Annotated in this window: 19 protein-coding genes; 5 read left to right on the top strand and 14 right to left on the bottom strand. The window is 56.9% G+C overall.

Annotated elements, in window-relative coordinates:
* Positions 1-9 precede the first annotated feature (9 nt).
* From flgK to flgB, 10 genes are all read right to left on the bottom strand, one after another.
* Positions 10-1,650 carry a flagellar hook-associated protein FlgK gene (gene flgK, locus ACJ69_RS04110; RefSeq protein WP_029740344.1) on the bottom strand — a complete coding sequence of 547 codons (1,641 nt, stop codon included), beginning with the start codon at positions 1,648-1,650 and terminating at the stop codon, positions 10-12.
* Positions 1,651-1,725: 75 nt separating this feature from the next.
* Positions 1,726-2,679, bottom strand: coding sequence for a flagellar assembly peptidoglycan hydrolase FlgJ (gene flgJ, locus ACJ69_RS04105; RefSeq protein ID WP_029740345.1), 954 nt, complete (start codon positions 2,677-2,679; stop codon positions 1,726-1,728).
* Positions 2,679-3,776 (bottom strand): flagellar basal body P-ring protein FlgI, encoded by a 1,098-nt coding sequence (locus ACJ69_RS04100; protein ID WP_029740346.1) that lies wholly within the window; start codon positions 3,774-3,776, stop codon positions 2,679-2,681. Before ACJ69_RS04100 ends, flgJ begins: the two co-directional genes overlap by 1 nt.
* 12 nt (positions 3,777-3,788) lie before the next feature.
* The gene (gene flgH, locus ACJ69_RS04095) at positions 3,789-4,487 is read right to left on the bottom strand and encodes a flagellar basal body L-ring protein FlgH (protein WP_024909015.1); all 699 of its coding nucleotides are present in this window, start codon (positions 4,485-4,487) and stop codon (positions 3,789-3,791) included.
* Between the two features lie 57 nt (positions 4,488-4,544).
* Positions 4,545-5,327: a flagellar basal-body rod protein FlgG gene (flgG, locus tag ACJ69_RS04090; protein WP_008500810.1), complete on the bottom strand. Its 783-nt coding sequence runs from the start codon at positions 5,325-5,327 to the stop codon at positions 4,545-4,547.
* 11 nt (positions 5,328-5,338) lie between these two features.
* Positions 5,339-6,094 carry a flagellar basal body rod protein FlgF gene (locus ACJ69_RS04085; RefSeq protein ID WP_029740347.1) on the bottom strand — a complete coding sequence of 252 codons (756 nt, stop codon included), beginning with the start codon at positions 6,092-6,094 and terminating at the stop codon, positions 5,339-5,341.
* Between the two features lie 20 nt (positions 6,095-6,114).
* Positions 6,115-7,365 (bottom strand): flagellar hook protein FlgE, encoded by a 1,251-nt coding sequence (flgE, locus tag ACJ69_RS04080; protein ID WP_029740348.1) that lies wholly within the window; start codon positions 7,363-7,365, stop codon positions 6,115-6,117.
* Between the two features lie 26 nt (positions 7,366-7,391).
* Positions 7,392-8,102: a flagellar hook assembly protein FlgD gene (flgD, locus tag ACJ69_RS04075; protein ID WP_029740349.1), complete on the bottom strand. Its 711-nt coding sequence runs from the start codon at positions 8,100-8,102 to the stop codon at positions 7,392-7,394.
* Between the two features lie 11 nt (positions 8,103-8,113).
* Entirely contained in the window at positions 8,114-8,518 is a 405-nt protein-coding gene (gene flgC, locus ACJ69_RS04070) for a flagellar basal body rod protein FlgC (RefSeq protein WP_008500814.1), read from the bottom strand.
* Between the two features lie 3 nt (positions 8,519-8,521).
* A complete protein-coding gene (gene flgB / locus ACJ69_RS04065) occupies positions 8,522-8,938 on the bottom strand; it encodes a flagellar basal body rod protein FlgB (RefSeq protein WP_023311135.1) in 417 nt (138 codons plus the stop codon).
* 157 nt (positions 8,939-9,095) lie between these two features.
* Here flgB and flgA point away from each other — a divergent pair, with 157 nt between their 5' ends.
* The 3 genes from flgA to flgN all read left to right on the top strand — a co-directional run bounded on the left by flgA (position 9,096) and on the right by flgN (position 10,572).
* Positions 9,096-9,755 carry a flagellar basal body P-ring formation chaperone FlgA gene (gene flgA, locus ACJ69_RS04060; protein WP_029740350.1) on the top strand — a complete coding sequence of 220 codons (660 nt, stop codon included), beginning with the start codon at positions 9,096-9,098 and terminating at the stop codon, positions 9,753-9,755.
* 93 nt (positions 9,756-9,848) lie between these two features.
* Positions 9,849-10,142 (top strand): flagellar biosynthesis anti-sigma factor FlgM, encoded by a 294-nt coding sequence (flgM, locus tag ACJ69_RS04055; RefSeq protein ID WP_023311133.1) that lies wholly within the window; start codon positions 9,849-9,851, stop codon positions 10,140-10,142.
* Positions 10,143-10,146: 4 nt separating this feature from the next.
* Positions 10,147-10,572: a flagella biosynthesis chaperone FlgN gene (flgN, locus tag ACJ69_RS04050; protein ID WP_025755834.1), complete on the top strand. Its 426-nt coding sequence runs from the start codon at positions 10,147-10,149 to the stop codon at positions 10,570-10,572.
* Positions 10,573-10,630: 58 nt separating this feature from the next.
* Here the strand turns inward: flgN and murJ are convergent, their stop codons facing one another.
* The 4 genes from murJ to rimJ all read right to left on the bottom strand — a co-directional run bounded on the left by murJ (position 10,631) and on the right by rimJ (position 14,472).
* Positions 10,631-12,166, bottom strand: coding sequence for a murein biosynthesis integral membrane protein MurJ (gene murJ, locus ACJ69_RS04045; RefSeq protein WP_059346480.1), 1,536 nt, complete (start codon positions 12,164-12,166; stop codon positions 10,631-10,633).
* Between the two features lie 129 nt (positions 12,167-12,295).
* Complete coding sequence (locus tag ACJ69_RS04040; protein WP_059346479.1) at positions 12,296-13,219, bottom strand: Gfo/Idh/MocA family protein; 924 nt, start codon at positions 13,217-13,219, stop codon at positions 12,296-12,298.
* A gap of 2 nt (positions 13,220-13,221) precedes the next feature.
* Positions 13,222-13,878: a YceH family protein gene (locus ACJ69_RS04035; RefSeq protein ID WP_059346478.1), complete on the bottom strand. Its 657-nt coding sequence runs from the start codon at positions 13,876-13,878 to the stop codon at positions 13,222-13,224.
* Between the two features lie 9 nt (positions 13,879-13,887).
* Positions 13,888-14,472, bottom strand: a complete 585-nt coding sequence (gene rimJ, locus ACJ69_RS04030) for a ribosomal protein S5-alanine N-acetyltransferase (RefSeq protein ID WP_008500822.1) — start codon at positions 14,470-14,472, stop codon at positions 13,888-13,890.
* Between the two features lie 236 nt (positions 14,473-14,708).
* Between rimJ and mdtH the strand changes: the two genes are divergently transcribed.
* Entirely contained in the window at positions 14,709-15,917 is a 1,209-nt protein-coding gene (gene mdtH / locus ACJ69_RS04025; protein ID WP_059346477.1) for a multidrug efflux MFS transporter MdtH, read from the top strand.
* A gap of 123 nt (positions 15,918-16,040) precedes the next feature.
* Entirely contained in the window at positions 16,041-16,601 is a 561-nt protein-coding gene (locus tag ACJ69_RS04020; protein WP_029740355.1) for a lipoprotein, read from the top strand.
* The last annotated feature ends 97 nt before the right edge of the window (positions 16,602-16,698 follow it).

Genomic DNA, 16,698 nt, shown 5'->3' with positions numbered 1-16,698 from the left:
ACCTCAACCTTAACGAATGTTGATAATTGCATCGAAGAGCGTACTGGCAGTTTGTAAAACCTGGGCGTTGGCCAGGTAATACTGCTGATAACGCTGCAAATTGCCATACTCTTCGTCGAGGTTTACCCCAGAGATGGTCTGCTGCTGCTTGATTAACTGCGTTTCCACATTGGCTTTCGTCTGGCTGCTCACCTTCAGTGACGCCGTTGAGCTACCGACGGTACTGACGAGAGAGGCATACGCATCGTTGAAGGTTTTGTTCCCACCCACCACTTTGCCGTTTTGCAGATCCAGCAGTTTCTGGCCGTTACGGTTGTCGCTTTCGCCGCCGTTTTGCACCGACGCCATCGCCAGTTTAGACTCGTCGCTGATCGCGAGATCCATGTTCATGATGACGTTGGAAACAGGCTTCACGGTAAAGCTGTCTTTGGTATTTGCCGTACCGCTCACGTTGACGTTAAGGCCATCAAACGACAGATTACCGCTGGCATCCGGGCTCATCGTAAAGCTGGTTTTGTCTGACGTGCGGGTGACCGTCCAGTCAGTGCCGTTAAACTGCAGCTTATAGTCTGTCGCCTGGACCTGTTTGCTGTCCGTCACAGAAGCCGTAACAACGGCAGAGCCGCCGTTCTTGCTGTTGGACAGGACCGCCGGAGAACCGAAGTTGAACAGCTTACCGCCCGCATCACCGTTCGCATCAAAACCGGCTTCATGCTGCGTGTTCATCGCATCGGCAAAGGCCAGCGCCATCTGGTTCAGGCTGTTACGGGCTTTATCCAGATCTTCAGCACGGAATGTCAGTAAACCGCCTAAAGAACCGGTGGTGATAAGTTTCTCCGGGATCTCAATATTGCCCGCCACGTCATCGACATAGGCGATAGTGGTTCGAGCCGGATCGGCGCTGGACTTTACGGCCGCCAGCTGGCTGGCCTTGCTGCCCTGTACCAGGCTGTAACCGTTACCGAGAGAGATATTAAACGTGCCGCTATCCTGTACGGATACTTCTACACCCACGATTTTGTTCAGTTCAGTCACGAGCTGATCGCGCTGGTCAAGAAGATCGTTAGGTGACGCGCCTGCGCCAACGCCGGTCAGACGGGAGATCTGATCGTTCAGGTTCGCAATCTGCGCCGCGTAGTTGTTGATCTGAGACACGCTGCTTGAGATGGCGGTATTCACCTGCGCATCCTGGTCACGGAGATACTGATCGTTGGTTTTAAACTGATTGACCAGACCACTCGCTTTACCCAGCACCGTCTGACGTGCAGCCGGGTCTTCCGCGTTGCTCACCAGGGTTTGCAGGCTTTTGAAGAAGTCCTGCAGGGTGGTGGAGAGCGAGTTGGTGGTATCGGAGAGCACATCATCGATTTTTGACATCTGCTGATAGCGCGTCGTCAGACCGCTGCTCTGCGTCTGCGCGGCGCGCAGCTGGTTGGTGATGAAGGCGTCATACTCACGCTGGACACCGGAGACATAAACCCCGTTACCCACCCAGCCACCGCCGGTCAGCGTGCTGTTAGATGCGCCCAGCACAGTGGTCTGGCGGGTGTAACCTGCCACGTTATAGCTTGAAATATTATTACTGACGGTATTGAGTGCCGACTGCGCAGCACTGAGGCCACTCATGGCGCTGTTAATCAAACTGGACATGGGGGTTCCTTTTATACGTTCAGACACGAGTCCTGATGAAGGTTATCGGCAACCTCCACCGGGACTTGAGAACTTTCAGAACAGATTTTCAATATCTGTGCTATAGGCTTTGCTGACCTTCTCGCCCATGGATTTCAGCTGCTGGATCATGCTGGTGAGCTTGCGTGCATAGTTCGGGTCAGTCGCGTAGCCCGCGTTTTGTAAGGCCTGTGCGCCCTGCTCCGCCGTCGCCGCCTGCGTAACGGCGGTATAACGCGGATTTCGGCTCAGCAGGCCAACGTAGTCGGACAATGCTTCCAGATAGGAGCTGTAGACGCGGAATTTTGCTTTGACCTTCACCGCCGCACCGTTCTCGTATTCGGTGGTCGTGATCTCCGTTGTTGGCCCCTTCCAGCTGGAGGTGGCCTTCACGCCGAAGATGTTGAAGCTCGGCTCGCCGTTTTCCTTGCGGATCTGACGCTGGCCCCAGCCCGACTCCAGCGCGGCCTGCGCCAGAATCAGGTGATGCGGCACGCCGCTCTGTTCGCTGGCAAGACGCGCAGGCAGAGAAAGCTGCGCCAGGAAATCTTTGCTGTCACCGGAGAGCGGCTCATCGCCGCTGCCCGTGGCTTTTGGCATCGCTTTACGCACCATTTGCGTCAGAGCCTGGTTCTGATAACTGGTCACCGTTTCCAGGTCGAACTTCATCGGCACCTGCTGCGTCTGATCCTGAGGCTGAACGCCCTGCGCGGCTTCGGTCTGTTTCACAATCATGTCAGCCAGACCGAGGCCTTTACCAGCGGTCATCTGCTGCGCAATCTGCTGGTCATACATGCTGGTGTAGAGACGCGTTGAATCACTGCTGAACATCCCGTCTTTCGGCAGGGTTTCGCGCATGCTTTTCAGCATCATCTGTACAAACATCCCTTCCACCTGGCGGGCAACCGGGCGGATGTTCGCCGCCGGGTCTTTACCTGCTTTGGTTTTCAGTTCGTTGAGCGACTGGGCGTCCCAGGCTGCACTGGTCAACAGTTTGCTATCGGTCAGCATTAGATGATTTCCAGTTTGGCGCGCAGGCAGCCCGCGCTTTGCATGGATTGCAGGATGGACATCAGATCCATCGGCGTTGCGCCCAGGGCGTTCAGGGCACGCACCACGCTGTTCAGGTTAGCGCTGGAGCGAACGCTCTGCAGCGACCCGCCGCTCTGACGCATATCAATCTGCGTTTGCGGCGTCACCACCGTCTGACCGCCACCAAATGGCGTATTCGGCTGGCTCACGTTCGCGGAGCGGTTTACCGTCACGGAGAGATTCCCCTGCGCCACGGCGCAGCTGTCCAGCGACACTTCCCGGTTCATCACCACCGAGCCGGTACGGGAGTTGATGATCACTTTCGCATCCTGAACCGGAACGTTTACTTCCATATTCTGGATATCCGCCAGCATGCGCACCTGGTTGCTGCTGCCTGTGGAGGTGCGGATCTGCACGGTGCGCGCATCGAGTGCCGTTGCGTTACCGTATCCGCGGCTGCGGTTGATGGTATCGGCAATTTGCTGCGCCATCGTGAAGTCTTCATTATTAAGCTGCAGGTTAATGGTGTTGCCCGCGCCAAACTGGGTCGGCAGTTCACGCTCAATGATCGCACCGTTGGTGATGCGTCCACCGTTCAGCTGGTTCACCTGCACGCTGCTTCCGCCTGCGGATGCACCCGCACCGCCAACCAGAATGTTCCCCTGCGCCAGCGCGTAGACCTGGCTATCAACGCCTTTCAGCGGGGTCATCAGCAGCGTACCGCCGCGCAGGCTTTTGGCATTACCCATTGAGGAGACCACCACATCAATGGTCTGCCCCTGACGCGCAAACGCCGGGTAGGACGCGGTGACCATTACCGCGGCCACGTTTTTCAGCTGCATGTTGGTTCCCGCCGGCACGGTAATGCCGAGCTGGGAAAGCATGTTGTTCAGGCTTTGGGTGGTGAACGGCGTCTGGGTCGTCTGGTCACCGGTACCATCCAGACCCACCACCAGGCCATAGCCAATCAGGGAGTTTTCACGGACGCCCTGAACGCTGGTGAGGTCGCGAATACGGTCAGCCTGGGCAAACGTGGCCACCAGCGCAAGCGCCACGGCGAAGATCGATTTAAACATGGGTCACCTCGCTTACATCGGCGATAAATTAAGGAAGAAGCGCTGCAGCCAACCCATATTTTGCGCTTCATTGATATAGCCGTTACCGACGTACTCAATGCGCGCATCCGCCACCTGGGTGGACGGAACGGTGTTGGTGCCGCTGATGGTGCGAGGGTTAACCACGCCCGAGAAGCGAATGAATTCAGTGCCCTGGTTGATGGCGATCTGTTTTTCACCCACAACGTGCAAGTTGCCGTTAACCAGGACCTGGTCAACCGTGACCGTCAGCGTACCGCTGAAGGTGTTGCTGGCGTTCGCGCCGCCTTTGCCGTTAAAGGTGTTGCCGCCGGACGCGTTCACATCAGCACGCGCGTTGCCGAACAGCCCTTCGAGATAGCGTGGCACGGTATCGAAGCCAAAATTGGTTTTACCATCGCGGCTGGCGTTAGCCGACGAGCTCTTGCTCGCGCTGACGTTTTCCTGCAGCACAATGGTCAATGTATCGCCGACGTTACGCGGGCGGCGATCTTCAAACAGCGGCTGATAGCCGTAATTAATCGGCTGCGCGGTCTGGAAAATGGAGCCGTTTACCACTGGCGCTGGGCCAGGAACGGGTTGGGCAGTCGTCGCACCCTGGACCAATGGTTTAGACGGGATCAAAGCACACCCGCTGAGGGTGACAGCCAGAACAGTCAGTATCGGATAACGAAACGCCGCGTTTTTTTGCATTGCCTTCATCTTCGAAAACAGGGAGCCGGTGCGGCGTTTACCGCACCGGGCTACACCTTAGAGTTGCGTCAGTTTCTGCAGCATCTGGTCGGTCGTCGACACTGCTTTACTGTTAATTTCATACGCGCGCTGGACCTGGATCATATTCACCAGCTCTTCCGCCACGTTCACGTTGGACGTTTCAACATAGCCCTGGTACAGCAGGCCCGCACCGTTCAGGCCCGGGGTGCTCTCATTAGGCGTACCGGAGGATTGCGTTTCGGTGTAGAGGTTCTCACCAATGCTTTCCAGACCGGTATCGTTCATGAAGGTGGTCAGGTTGAGCTGCCCAACCTGAACCGGCGCGGCCTGTCCCTGCTGGGTTACGCTGACCACACCGTCACGTCCGATGGTGATGCTCAGGGCGTTCGCCGGGATGGTGATCGCAGGCTGAACCTGGAAACCGCCCGCCGTCACCAGCTGGCCGTTCTGATCGACCTGGAACGAACCGTCGCGGGTATAGGCAGAGGTCCCGTCAGGCAGCTGCACCTGGAAGAAGCCCTGGCCTTTGATTGCCACGTCTTTACTGTTGTTGGTCTGTGACAGGTTGCCCTGGCTGTGCAGACGCTCGGTAGCCACCGGGCGAACGCCGGTACCAATCTGCAGGCCCGACGGCAGCGTCGTCTGTTCAGAAGACTGCGCGCCCGGCTGGCGGATGGTTTGATAAAGCAAATCTTCGAAAACGGCACGCTGACGCTTGAAACCATTGGTGCTCACGTTTGCCAGGTTGTTGGCAATCACGTCCATATTGGTTTGCTGGGCGTCCAGGCCAGTTTTCGCGATCCATAAAGAACTGATCATAAGGAGTCCTGTTAACTCATAGCCAGAAGTTGGTTAGCTTTGCCCGCATTTTCATCCACGCTGCTGATAATCTTCATCTGCATTTCAAAACGACGGGCGCTGGCAATCATGTCGCTCATGGCGGCTACCGGCTTGACGTTGCTGCCTTCCAGAACGCCGGACATCACGCGGATGCTCGGATCGGCCTGTAACGTGGCACCACGCGTCGCCTGCGCCGCCTGGGTCAGACGGAACATGCCGTCATCGCCACGCTGCACGTCTTTGCCTTCCGCCTTAACCAGCTTCAGACGTCCGACGGGTGCAACGGTGTTGGCCGGGTCGCCCGGGTTCAGCGCCGAAATGGTGCCGTCCGCGGCGATAGTCAGCTCAGAGCCTTCCGGCACGGTCAGCGGACCCGCTTCCCCCATCACCGGATGACCCTGAATCGTCAGCTGGCCCGTCGCGCTCACCTGGATATTGCCGTTACGGGTATAGCCTTCGCTGCCGTCGGCAGTTTGCACCGCCAGCCAGCCGTCCTGCTGCAGGGCAACGTCCAGCGGGCGCGAGGTGTAGTCCATCTGCCCTGGCGTCATATCTGCGCCAGGGGTTGATGCCGTCACCAGCGTACGGGTCGGCAGGGAGAGCCCTTCAACCGGCACCGCGCGCAGCGCATTAAGCTGCGCACGAAAGCCCGGCGTAGAGGCGTTTGCCAGGTTGCTGGCGGTAACGGCCTGCTGATTGAGCGTCTGACTTGCCGCGCCCATCGCGGTATATATTGCGTGATCCATTGCGCTTTCCTGTTAGCCGCTTAACGCAGGTTAACCAGCGTGTTGAGGATCTGGTCCTGGGTTTTGATGGTCTGCGCGTTCGACTGATAGTTACGCTGCGCGACGATCATGTTCACCAGTTCTTTACTCATATCCACGTTGGAGGCTTCCAGCGCGCCGTTGGTCAGCTTGCCGAAGTTACCGGTGCCTGCGGTACCCAGCAGCGCCACGCCGGAGGACTGGGAGGCAGACCAGACGTTGTCACCTTCCGATTTCAGGCCTTCGTTGTTGGCGAAGTTTGCCAGCACGATCTGACCCAGAACCTGAGACTGTTCGTTAGAGTAGCTTCCCACCACGGTGCCATCGTCGTTGATCTGGTAGCTCACCAGGTCGCCAGGCTTGTAGCCGTTCTGATTGGTTGCCACAACGCTGTTTGCACCGGTGTTCTGCTGCATGGAGTTCTGGAAACTCAGGGAGAAGGTCGCCGCCGTCGCACCGCTGACAGAACCCGTGGTGATGTTAATGGCCGGCGTGGCGTTTGGCGTTGCGCTCAGTACACCCGCAGCGTCGTAGTTATAAACACCCGCCAGGTTACCGTTCGCATCAAAGTTCATCTGCGCCGCTTTTGCCGCTGTAGAACCGGCAACGCTGCCGTCCTGAGTGTAAAGATCCCATTTGTTGTCGGCCGTCTTCACGTAGTAGACGTACATGTTATGGGCGTTACCCTGGCTGTCGAATACGGTCACGGTACCTTTTTTGTTATAGGTATCCGGGTTGGTCGCATCGAACGGGGCAGTTTGAACAGGGTCGGTTGAGTTCAGGTTGATCTGCTGCGTCGCGGTGGTGGTTGATTTCGCCGCCATCAGGGTATTCGGGATAGTAATCGCCTGAGGGTTCGCACCGGTCTGAACGGTTGGAGGCGTTCCAGCTACCGGGTAGCCCGTCAGCTGCATGCCCTGCATGTTAACCAGCGTACGGTTTTCGTCCAGCTTGAACTGACCGTTACGGCTGTAGAACACAGAACCGTTGGAATCGACCATACGGAAGAAACCGTTCTGGCTGATGGCAACATCCAGACCACGACCGGTGTTGGTGGTGGTACCGTCGGTAAAGTCCTGAGTGATGCCCGCAACTTTCACGCCCAGGCCGACTTTGGAACCGGCAAACATGTCCGCAAATGAAGCAGAACCGGATTTAAAACCATAGGTCGCGGAGTTGGCGATGTTGTTGCCAATGACGTCCAGGTTGGTGGCCGCAGCATTCAGGCCGCTGACCGCTTGAGAAAAGGCCATGACTTACTCCTGATAAGTGTTAAGGCTTAGATAATCTGCCGAACTTCGTCGAGTGTGGTGGAACCAGAGGTTCCCAAATCCAGTTTGTTGCCGTCGCTTCCTTTAATCACGCCCTGGACCAGCGCGAACTGCAGCGGCTGCGCCACCAGCTGGGTCGTCCCGTTGCTGGCGCTGATCGCTACTTTGTAAGAACCGTTTGGTGCTTTAGTGCCGTCGGTCAGGCTGCCATCCCACGTAAAGGTGTGAACGCCCGCCTTCAGCTCGCCGATATCAATAGTGCGAACCACCACGTTATTGGCATCCATGATTGTTGCAGTGACCTTCTCAGCCGCCTGCTGGAGCTCAACGCCAAACGGCGTGGTGGTGGTTGTGGTGTTGCCTTCGGTGGTGCTGGTGCCCGCCAGAATCGTGGTGCCCGGGATCATTACCCCGTGGCCAATCAGGCTTGCCGCCTGCAGAGACTGGGCACTGTTGATCTGCCCGGAGACGGAGCCGAGGGTGGTGTTAAGTTTCTCAATGCCGCTCACGGTGCTGATCTGCGCAAGCTGCGTGGTCAGTTCGTTGTTCTGCATTGGGTTGGTGGGATCCTGGTTCTTAAGCTGCGCCACCAGCAGCGTCAGAAAGCTGCCCTGAAGATCGGAGGCATTGCTCCCGGTGAGGGAGTTAGAACCCGTCGTACTCTTCGTGTTATTAACACCCGAGTTCGTAGGATCATTCACATTTACGGCGATGGACATGCATGTCTCCTTTACTGGCCGAGAGTGAGCGTTTTGAGCATCATGCTCTTCACGGTATTGAGCACTTCGACGTTGGCCTGGTAGCTACGGGAAGCCGACATGGAGTTCACCATCTCGCCCACCACATCCACGTTTGGCATTTTTACGTATCCGCTGGCATCCGCGAGCGGGTTACCCGGCTCATACACCAGCCTATCCGGCGCCTGGCTCTCTACCACATCAGACACCTTCACGCCGCCCGTCGCCGCGCCCGGCGCAGCATCGACCTGAAAGACAACCTGTTTGGCACGATAAGGCTGGCCGTCTGGTCCGGTTACGCTGTCGGCGTTCGCCAGGTTACTGGCAGCCACGTTCAGGCGTTTGGACTGCGCGGTTAACGCCGAACCGGCAATATCAAAAATATTCAACAAGGCCATCTATCAGTTCCCCCCCTGCAGGACGTTCATCATGCCTTTGATTTGTCCGCCGAGTACGGTCAGGCCCGTCTGGTATTTCAGGCTGTTATCGGCAAACTGGGTACGCTCCCGGTCCATATCCACGGTGTTACCGTCGAGTGAGGGCTGATCGGGAATGCGGTAAAGTAAATCGGTCGCTGGCGCGGTCATCGCCTGAGCAGGAATATGGCGAGAGGATGTCATGGCAAGTGCAACACCCGTTCCTTCGGCACGTCCACGCTCCATCACCTTTTTGAGTTCACTGGAAAAATCAATATCGCGCGCCTGAAACCCTGGGGTATCGGCGTTAGCGATGTTGGCGGCTAAAATCTCCTGCCGCTGGGCGCGTAAATTGAGCGCTTCCTGCTGAAAACGTAACGCGGCGTCGAGTTTATCGAGCATGTCTCCTCCGCTGATGGCAAAATTTCAGTTCACAGCTTAAATCTCACCCGGTCTCCCCTATCGACGGAATAAGCGCAAAATGCGTCGCTATTTATTGCGTTGATGCAAAACCACTGCAGGTAGAATTCATTCAACTCTGGAAACGGTGGAACTTGCGATGCAAACGTTAAAACGTGCCCTGACGGCAACTTTCTTGCTGTTTAGCCCACTGGTGCAGGCTGAAGGCTTACAGGATCAGCTGACGGCTTTTTTTGCTGAAAAGCTGGCGGGCTTTAGCGATGAGGTTAACGTTACCGTGCGCACCCCACCGAATCTGTACCCTACCTGTGACCAACCGTCATTCAGCGTGACGGGAACCACCCGGCTGTGGGGAAATGTGAACGTGCTGGCACGCTGCGCGAACGAAAAACGCTATTTACAGGTTGCAGTTCAGGCGACGGGCAATTATGTTGTCGCCGCCGTGCCCATTGCGCGCGGCAGCGTGCTGCAGACGAACAGCGTGACGTTAAAACGCGGCCGTCTGGATCAGCTGCCTCCACGCACCATGCTGGAAATGAACCAGGCACAGGACGCCGTCAGCCTGCGCGATGTCGCCCCCGGCCAGCCGATACAGCTCTCAATGCTGCGTCAGTCATGGCGGGTCAAAGCGGGTCAACAGGTGATGGTGGTGGCCAACGGAGATGGCTTTAGCATCAACAGTGAAGGGAAAGCGTTAAACAATGCCGCGGTGGCGCAAAACGCCCGCGTCAGAATGTCCTCAGGCCAGGTGGTGAGCGGAACCGTCGATTCTGATGGGAATATTCTGATTAACCTATAATCTTTTTAAAGATTTCGCGGCGCGTGCCGATAAATATTCCACTAATGATGATGTCAGGCGCAAACGCCGCGAACCCTCGATGAGGACAACACTATGAGCATTGATCGTACATCAGCCCTGAAGCCGGTAAGCGCTGTACAACCTCGCGAAACGAATGATGCTCCTGCGCAGAAAACGCGTCTGGAAAAACCGTCAACGTCCAACAGCACCAGCGTAACCCTGAGCGACGCGCAGGCAAAACTGATGCAGCCAGGCAGCAACGATATCAATATGGAACGTGTTGAAGCGCTGAAAACGGCTATTCGTAACGGTGAGCTGAAAATGGACACCAGCAAGATTGCTGACGCCCTGATTCAGGAAGCACAGAGTTTCTTACAGAGTAACTAACCGTATGAGTCGACTGTCAGAAATACTGGATCAAATGACGGTTGTTCTTAACGACCTGAAAACGGTAATGGACGCTGAACAGCAGCATCTCTCTTCCGGTCACATCAACGGCAGCGCGCTGCAGCGTATTACTGAAGATAAAAGTTCGCTACTGGCGACGCTGGATTATCTGGAGCAGCAGCGCCGCGCTGAGCAGGATCCTAAGCGCAGCGCCAATGACGATATTGTTGAGCGCTGGCAAACCATTACCGAAAAAACCCAGCACCTGCGCGACCTTAACCAGCACAACGGCTGGCTACTGGAAGGTCAGATTGAGCGTAATCAGCAGGCGCTTGAGGTATTGAAACCGCATAAAGAAACCGGACTGTACGGTGCGGATGGTCAAACAGCGACTGCGCGTATTGCGGGAGTTAAAAAGATTTCGATTTGACGCCTGGCGACAAATCATGCAGCGGGGAGCACCATAAGGTGAACTCCCCTTTTGGCGTTTATGCCGTACGGCGGGCAAACTCTTTCACTTTGAAGCCCAGCACCGCGAGCGTGGCAAAGTAAGCCACCACCCCGACGCCTACCACGGCCATCAGCCGCATCAGACGATAAGGCATGGTGCCCAGGGACCACTCCGGCATCACGTACATCATGCCGAGCAGCGCGGCTGACATCACCAGTACCGCAATAATCAGACGCACCAGGAAACTTCCCCAGCCCGGCTGCGGCGTAAAGATATCCTGCTTGCGCAGCTGCCAGTACAGCAGCCCGGCATTCAGACAGGCCGCCAGACCAATAGACAGCGACAGGCCGGCATGCTTCAGCGGACCAATAAACGCCAGGTTCATCAGCTGAGTCATAATCAGCGTCACAATGGCAATTTTCACCGGCGTTTTGATGTCCTGACGCGAGTAGAACCCGGGCGCCAGCACCTTGACGACGATCAGCCCCATCAATCCGACCGAGTAGGCAATCAGCGCGCGCTGGGTCATCGCGGCATCAAAGGCGGTGAATTTCCCGTACTGGAAGAGCGACACCGTTAGCGGTTTAGCCAGAATACCCAGCGCCACCGCGCTCGGCAGGGCCAGCAGGAAGCAGAGACGTAAACCCCAGTCCATCAGGCGGCAATACTCATCATGGTTGCCGCTGGCAAAGCTTTTCGACAGCGACGGCAGCAGTATGGTCCCCAGCGCCACGCCCAGCACCCCGGACGGGAACTCCATCAGACGGTCGGCGTAGTACATCCAGGAAACCGAGCCGGACACAAGGAAAGAGGCAAAGATGGTGTTGATGATAAGCGAGATCTGGCTGACGGAGACGCCGAGAATGGCGGGCCCCATCTGCTTGATCACGCGCATCGCCCCGGCATCTTTGAGATTGATGCGCGGCAGCACCAGCATGCCGATTTTTTTCAGATGCGGCAGCTGGTACGCCAGCTGCAGCACGCCGCCGACGGTAACCGCCCAGGCCAGCGCCAGCACCGGCGGGTTAAAGTGCGGCGCGGCGAACAGGGCAAAACCGATCATGCTGACGTTGAGAAACGTCGGCGCAAACGCCGGGACAGAGAAGCGGTTCCAGGTGTTCAGGATCGCCCCCACCAGCGAGGCCAGCGAGATGAGCAGAATATAGGGGAAAGTGATGCGCAGCAGCTGCGAGGTCAGCGCAAATTTGTCAGCCGTATCGGCAAAACCGGGCGCGGTCACCATAATCACCCACGGCGCGGCCAGCATCCCGAGTACGGTCACCACCGCCAAGGCCAGCGTCAGCAGCCCGGATACATAAGAAACAAAGACGCGCGTTGCGTCTTCACCCTGCTTGCTTTTATATTCCGCCAGAATGGGCACGAATGCCTGGGAAAACGCCCCTTCAGCAAAAATACGACGCAGCAGGTTCGGCAATTTGAACGCGACGAAAAAGGCGTCCGTGGCCATCCCTGCACCAAATACCCTTGCCACAATGGCGTCGCGCGCAAAACCCAGCACGCGGGAAAACATGGTCATCGAGCTGACGGCCGCCAGCGATTTTAATAAGTTCATTAACGTGAATTTCCAGAACCATACGGATTTGTAGACCGGATTAGCGTAAGCGCCACCCGGCAAAGCCAACAAGCGGCGCTTAGTCTAACCGGATTTCATCGAATTACTATCCGCAGATGTTACAGCGAGTTATTCGCTCATGGCATCGCGCCAGAGCCTTTCCACAATGCGCTGCGCCAGAATGGCCTGCTCGCCGGACGTTTCAGGAACCGTCTGATTTTGCACGCAGGTGATAAAGTGGCGGGCGCATCCTGCGAAACCGCGCTGCTCGAGGGTGCTCTGCCAGCCTGGCGCCGGGAGCGTCACCACGCCGTTGCCCTTCTCTTCCCGCCACTCGCGCATGTCCGTAATGTCGTACAGCGCGCCCTCGGTCACCGCCTGCACGGATTCACGCTGGCTTCCCGCCCGACGGTGCATGCTGGTGGTAATCTGAAGATGCTCAACGGCGAAGTGGTGTTCCGCGTAGACCATCTGCCCCTGATCGTTTGTCACCAGGGTACCGCTCTTCAGCTGCGCATTACCGTTGCTCAGCCACAGCGCCGTATCCACAACGTGCAGATAATCATCCAGAAGGGTGAAGCGCAGATCGTTTGGCCCAATGCTGTCGGTGCGGTGCTTATCCATCCGCAGCGAGGCGAGCGTGCCCGACTGCGCCTTCAGCTGCTGATAAAGCGGCGCGAAGCGGCGATTGAAGCCCACCATCAGCGTCAGTTTTTTGCGCGCGGCCAGCTCAATCAGCCGTTCGGCATCCTGAACATTTTCCGCCAGCGGCTTATCCACGCAGACGTGAACCCCCAAATTGAGCAGCTCGCTCACCACCTGATAGTGGGTTGCCGTTGAGGTATGCACAAAGACCGCATCACACTCGCGGGCCAGATCCTGCAGAGAGGCAGCATACGGAATGCGCCAGGTTTCGCAGATACGTTCTGCTTTTTCTCGGGTGGGTGACCATGCCCCTTGCAGGGTCCAGTCCGTCGCCGCACCTAAAACAGGCAGCCAGGCTTTTTGCGCGATGCCGCCCAGCCCCACCACGCCTACGCGTAATTTTTTCACCGTCAGTCTCCCAAATGTGCCAGCAACGCATCCAGACGCTGTTTCAGCCCGGCGACCTCTTCTTCCAGCGCCTCTACGCGCGCGGCAAGGGTGTCATTACTTGCTGAGGATCCCGCGTCGCTCTCCGCGGTAGCGGTAGCGACATCGACGTCGCCGCTGAACAGGTGCATATAGCGGCTTTCACGTTTGCCCGGCTCGCGCGCCAGACGCACCACGTATGGGCCGTCTTCGCGAGAAGCCAGCCCTTCCAGGGTCTGCTCAACTTCCTGCATATCGCTGAACTCATGCATACGGGAAGCGCGCGTGCGCAGCTCTCCCGGCGTCTGCGCCCCGCGCAGCAACAGCGTGGTGATGACCGCCACTTCCGCACTGCTCAGCTTCAGGTCGCCAAATTCGGAGTTACAGAAGCGCTGTTCGTATTTGGTCACGCGGTTGCCGAAGCCGCTGACGGTGCGCAGATAGTGGCGTTTAACCAACGCATCCAGCACGTCCTGAACCTCATGCTCGCTGAGGTTCATCACCGGCTCGCGGTTGGTCTTCTGGTTGCAGGCCATGGTTACGGCGTTGACGGAGAGCGGATACTGCTCCGGCGTGGTGACCTGTTTTTCGAGTAAGCACCCAATCACGCGCGCTTCTGTACCGTTTAGCTGATACTTCATCTTTTCTCCTTAACGACCTGCGGTCCAGTCCCGGGTGGTTAACGCCGTCAGAACGTGGTCGCGCCACTCTCCGTCTATCAGCAGATAGTCTTTGGCGTAACCCTCTTTCTCGAACCCTAAACGCGCCAGCAAATTGCCGCTGCGCTGATTATGCGGCATATAGTTCGCCATGATGCGATGGATATGCTGCGTGCGTTGCATATAGCGGATCGCCACCGTTAACGCCTCGTACATCAGCCCCTGCCCCTGCCATTTCTGGCCGATGGAGTAGCCGAGGTAGCAGGCGTGAAACGACCCGCGCACCACGTTTGAAAAATTGGCGATCCCGATAATCTCTTTTTCTTCAGGATCCAGCAGCGCGAAATAGAACGCGCTGCCCTGCTTGTGAAATTCCGTAATCATGCTGAGGCGCGCCTGCCAGCCGGAAGGGTAACAATGGCTCTCATCCCGAACGGGTTCCCAGGGTTTTAAAAACTGGCGATTCTCGGCGTAATAATCCGCCAGACGCCAGGCATCACGCTCATGCACCAGACGAACGACCAGCCTGTCCGTTGTCAGACGCACTTTTGGCACATTACTGCGATAGCCAAACATCGATACCACTCCTTCCCGTCACTTCTGCTTACCCATTAGCTTTACTATACCTGCGCCTGCGCCGTCTGTGAAAACAGTGACATACCATTTTGCCCTCTTTTCATTATTTTCGATGAGAACTCTCTATCAAAGCACCCTTTTGATAAAAAAATATTGTCACGCCCAGGGGTGGGAAAAAACGCGGCGACACCGCAGAATGTTAGCGTGCTCACCTTCTTATTTTCCCTGGAGGGAAAATGTCCCGCGTATCACAGGCCAGGAGCCTGGGTAAATATTTCCTGCTCGTCGATAACATGCTGGTCGTGCTCGGCTTTTTTGTCGTTTTTCCATTGATATCGATCCGCTTTGTCGATCAAATGGGCTGGGCGGCATTAATGGTTGGCATTGCCCTGGGATTACGCCAGTTTGTCCAGCAGGGTCTGGGCGTCTTTGGTGGGGCCATTGCCGACCGCTTTGGCGCTAAACCGATGATCGTTACCGGTATGCTGCTGCGCGCGGCAGGCTTTGCCACGATGGCGGTCGCCCAGGAGCCCTGGCTGCTCTGGTTCTCCTGTTTCCTCTCCGGTATCGGGGGCACGCTGTTCGATCCGCCACGCACCGCGCTGGTGGTGAAGCTTATTCGCCCCCAGCATCGCGGCCGTTTCTTCTCGATTCTGATGATGCAGGACAGTGCCGGGGCGGTTATCGGCGCCCTGCTGGGAAGCTGGCTGCTGCAGTATGACTTCCGTCTGGTCTGCGCGGCAGGTGCTGTGCTCTTTATTCTGTGCGCGCTGTTTAATGGCCTGTTCCTGCCCGCCTGGAAACTGTCGACGGTCAAAGCGCCGGTCCGGGAAGGGCTTGGCCGCGTGCTGGGCGACAAACGTTTTGTCACCTATGTGCTGACCCTGACGGGATACTACATGCTGGCTGTGCAGGTCATGCTGATGCTGCCGATCATGGTTAACGACATTGCGGGTACGCCTGCTGCCGTTAAATGGATGTACGCCATTGAAGCCGCACTTTCCCTGACGCTGCTCTATCCGATAGCTCGCTGGAGCGAGCGGCGTTTTCGTCTGGAGCATCGCCTGATGGCCGGGCTGTTCCTGATGACGCTGAGCATGATGCCGATCGGCCTGGTGAACTCTCTCCAGCAGCTGTTTACGCTGATTTGCACGTTCTATATTGGCTCCATCATCGCCGAGCCTGCCCGTGAAACGCTGAGCGCCTCGCTTGCGGATGCGCGTGCGCGCGGCAGCTATATGGGTTTCAGCCGGCTGGGGCTGGCGCTTGGCGGTGCATTAGGTTACGCCGGTGGAGGCTGGTTGTTTGATGCCGGCAAAGCGTTTAACCAGCCCGAACTCCCGTGGATGATGCTCGGCGCGGTGGGCTTTATGACGCTCCTTGCCCTGTGGTGGCAGTTCAGCCAGAAACGCAGCGCGAGCGGGATGCTCGAGCCTGGCGCGTAGCCTTTCCCTCGGGCGGGAGGCACTCCCGCCCCACTTCTCAGTTTTTTCTGCTGGTTTCTGCCAATTCACACTGACATACTGGCGTAACAGGACAGAAGCGCCGATTTTTCGTTGAGGAACACTATGAAGAAAATTGTCTTTGCCGCGGCATTAGTTGTCAGCGGCCTGCTGGTTGGCTGTAACCAGCTCACGCAATATACCGTCAGTGAACAGGAAATTAATCAGGCGCTGGAAAAACATAACAATTTCTCTAAAGACATTGGCGTGCCGGGACTGGCGGACGCGCATATCGTGCTTACGAACCTGACCAGCCAGATTGGACGTGAAGAGCCAAACAAAGTCACCCTGGCCGGTGATGCGGCTCTCGATATGTCATCCCTCTTTGGCAATCAGAAGGCCAACATTAAGCTCAAGCTGAAGGCCCTGCCCGTTTTCAACAAAGAGAAAGGGGCAATTTTCCTGCAGGAGATGGAAGTCGTCGATGCGCAGGTGTCGCCGGACAAGATGGCACCGGTTCTGCAAACCCTGATGCCCTATCTCAACCAGTCGCTGCGAAATTACTTTAACCAGCAGCCCGCGTACGTCTTAAGCGAAGACAAAAGCAAGGGTGAAGCTCTGGCGAAAAAATATGCAAAAGGTATAGAGGTGAAACCGGGAGAAATTATCATTCCTTTCACCGATTAACCTGAAGGGCGCTGCGGCGCCCTTTTTTTTTACGGAAAAGTGTGCAAACGAAAACGTTTCCGCTTATGATTTGTGTCCGGCAAAAACAGCCATCCTT

The sequence above is a fragment of the Enterobacter asburiae genome (assembly GCF_001521715.1).
GTDB classification, from domain to species: Bacteria; Pseudomonadota; Gammaproteobacteria; order Enterobacterales; family Enterobacteriaceae; genus Enterobacter; species Enterobacter asburiae.
The sequence above is the reverse complement of the archived record's forward strand: the minus strand, read 5'-3'. Positions and strand labels throughout refer to the sequence as shown.

Excerpts from the sequence above, each read along its gene's own strand:
- rimJ (WP_008500822.1), bottom strand. The coding sequence starts at position 14,472 with ATGTTTGGCTATCGCAGTAATGTGCCAAAAGTGCGTCTGACAACGGAC.
- flgA (WP_029740350.1), top strand. The coding sequence starts at position 9,096 with ATGCAAACGTTAAAACGTGCCCTGACGGCAACTTTCTTGCTGTTTAGC.
- flgK (WP_029740344.1), bottom strand. The coding sequence starts at position 1,650 with ATGTCCAGTTTGATTAACAGCGCCATGAGTGGCCTCAGTGCTGCGCAG.
- flgB (WP_023311135.1), bottom strand. The coding sequence starts at position 8,938 with ATGCTCGATAAACTCGACGCCGCGTTACGTTTTCAGCAGGAAGCGCTC.
- ACJ69_RS04035 (WP_059346478.1), bottom strand. The coding sequence starts at position 13,878 with ATGAAGTATCAGCTAAACGGTACAGAAGCGCGCGTGATTGGGTGCTTA.
- flgJ (WP_029740345.1), bottom strand. The coding sequence starts at position 2,679 with ATGCTGACCGATAGCAAACTGTTGACCAGTGCAGCCTGGGACGCCCAG.
- flgE (WP_029740348.1), bottom strand. The coding sequence starts at position 7,365 with ATGGCCTTTTCTCAAGCGGTCAGCGGCCTGAATGCTGCGGCCACCAAC.
- mdtH (WP_059346477.1), top strand. The coding sequence starts at position 14,709 with ATGTCCCGCGTATCACAGGCCAGGAGCCTGGGTAAATATTTCCTGCTC.
- ACJ69_RS04020 (WP_029740355.1), top strand. The coding sequence starts at position 16,041 with ATGAAGAAAATTGTCTTTGCCGCGGCATTAGTTGTCAGCGGCCTGCTG.
- flgG (WP_008500810.1), bottom strand. The coding sequence starts at position 5,327 with ATGATCAGTTCTTTATGGATCGCGAAAACTGGCCTGGACGCCCAGCAA.
- ACJ69_RS04085 (WP_029740347.1), bottom strand. The coding sequence starts at position 6,094 with ATGGATCACGCAATATATACCGCGATGGGCGCGGCAAGTCAGACGCTC.
- flgD (WP_029740349.1), bottom strand. The coding sequence starts at position 8,102 with ATGTCCATCGCCGTAAATGTGAATGATCCTACGAACTCGGGTGTTAAT.
- flgC (WP_008500814.1), bottom strand. The coding sequence starts at position 8,518 with ATGGCCTTGTTGAATATTTTTGATATTGCCGGTTCGGCGTTAACCGCG.
- ACJ69_RS04100 (WP_029740346.1), bottom strand. The coding sequence starts at position 3,776 with ATGTTTAAATCGATCTTCGCCGTGGCGCTTGCGCTGGTGGCCACGTTT.
- flgH (WP_024909015.1), bottom strand. The coding sequence starts at position 4,487 with ATGCAAAAAAACGCGGCGTTTCGTTATCCGATACTGACTGTTCTGGCT.
- murJ (WP_059346480.1), bottom strand. The coding sequence starts at position 12,166 with ATGAACTTATTAAAATCGCTGGCGGCCGTCAGCTCGATGACCATGTTT.
- flgM (WP_023311133.1), top strand. The coding sequence starts at position 9,849 with ATGAGCATTGATCGTACATCAGCCCTGAAGCCGGTAAGCGCTGTACAA.
- flgN (WP_025755834.1), top strand. The coding sequence starts at position 10,147 with ATGAGTCGACTGTCAGAAATACTGGATCAAATGACGGTTGTTCTTAAC.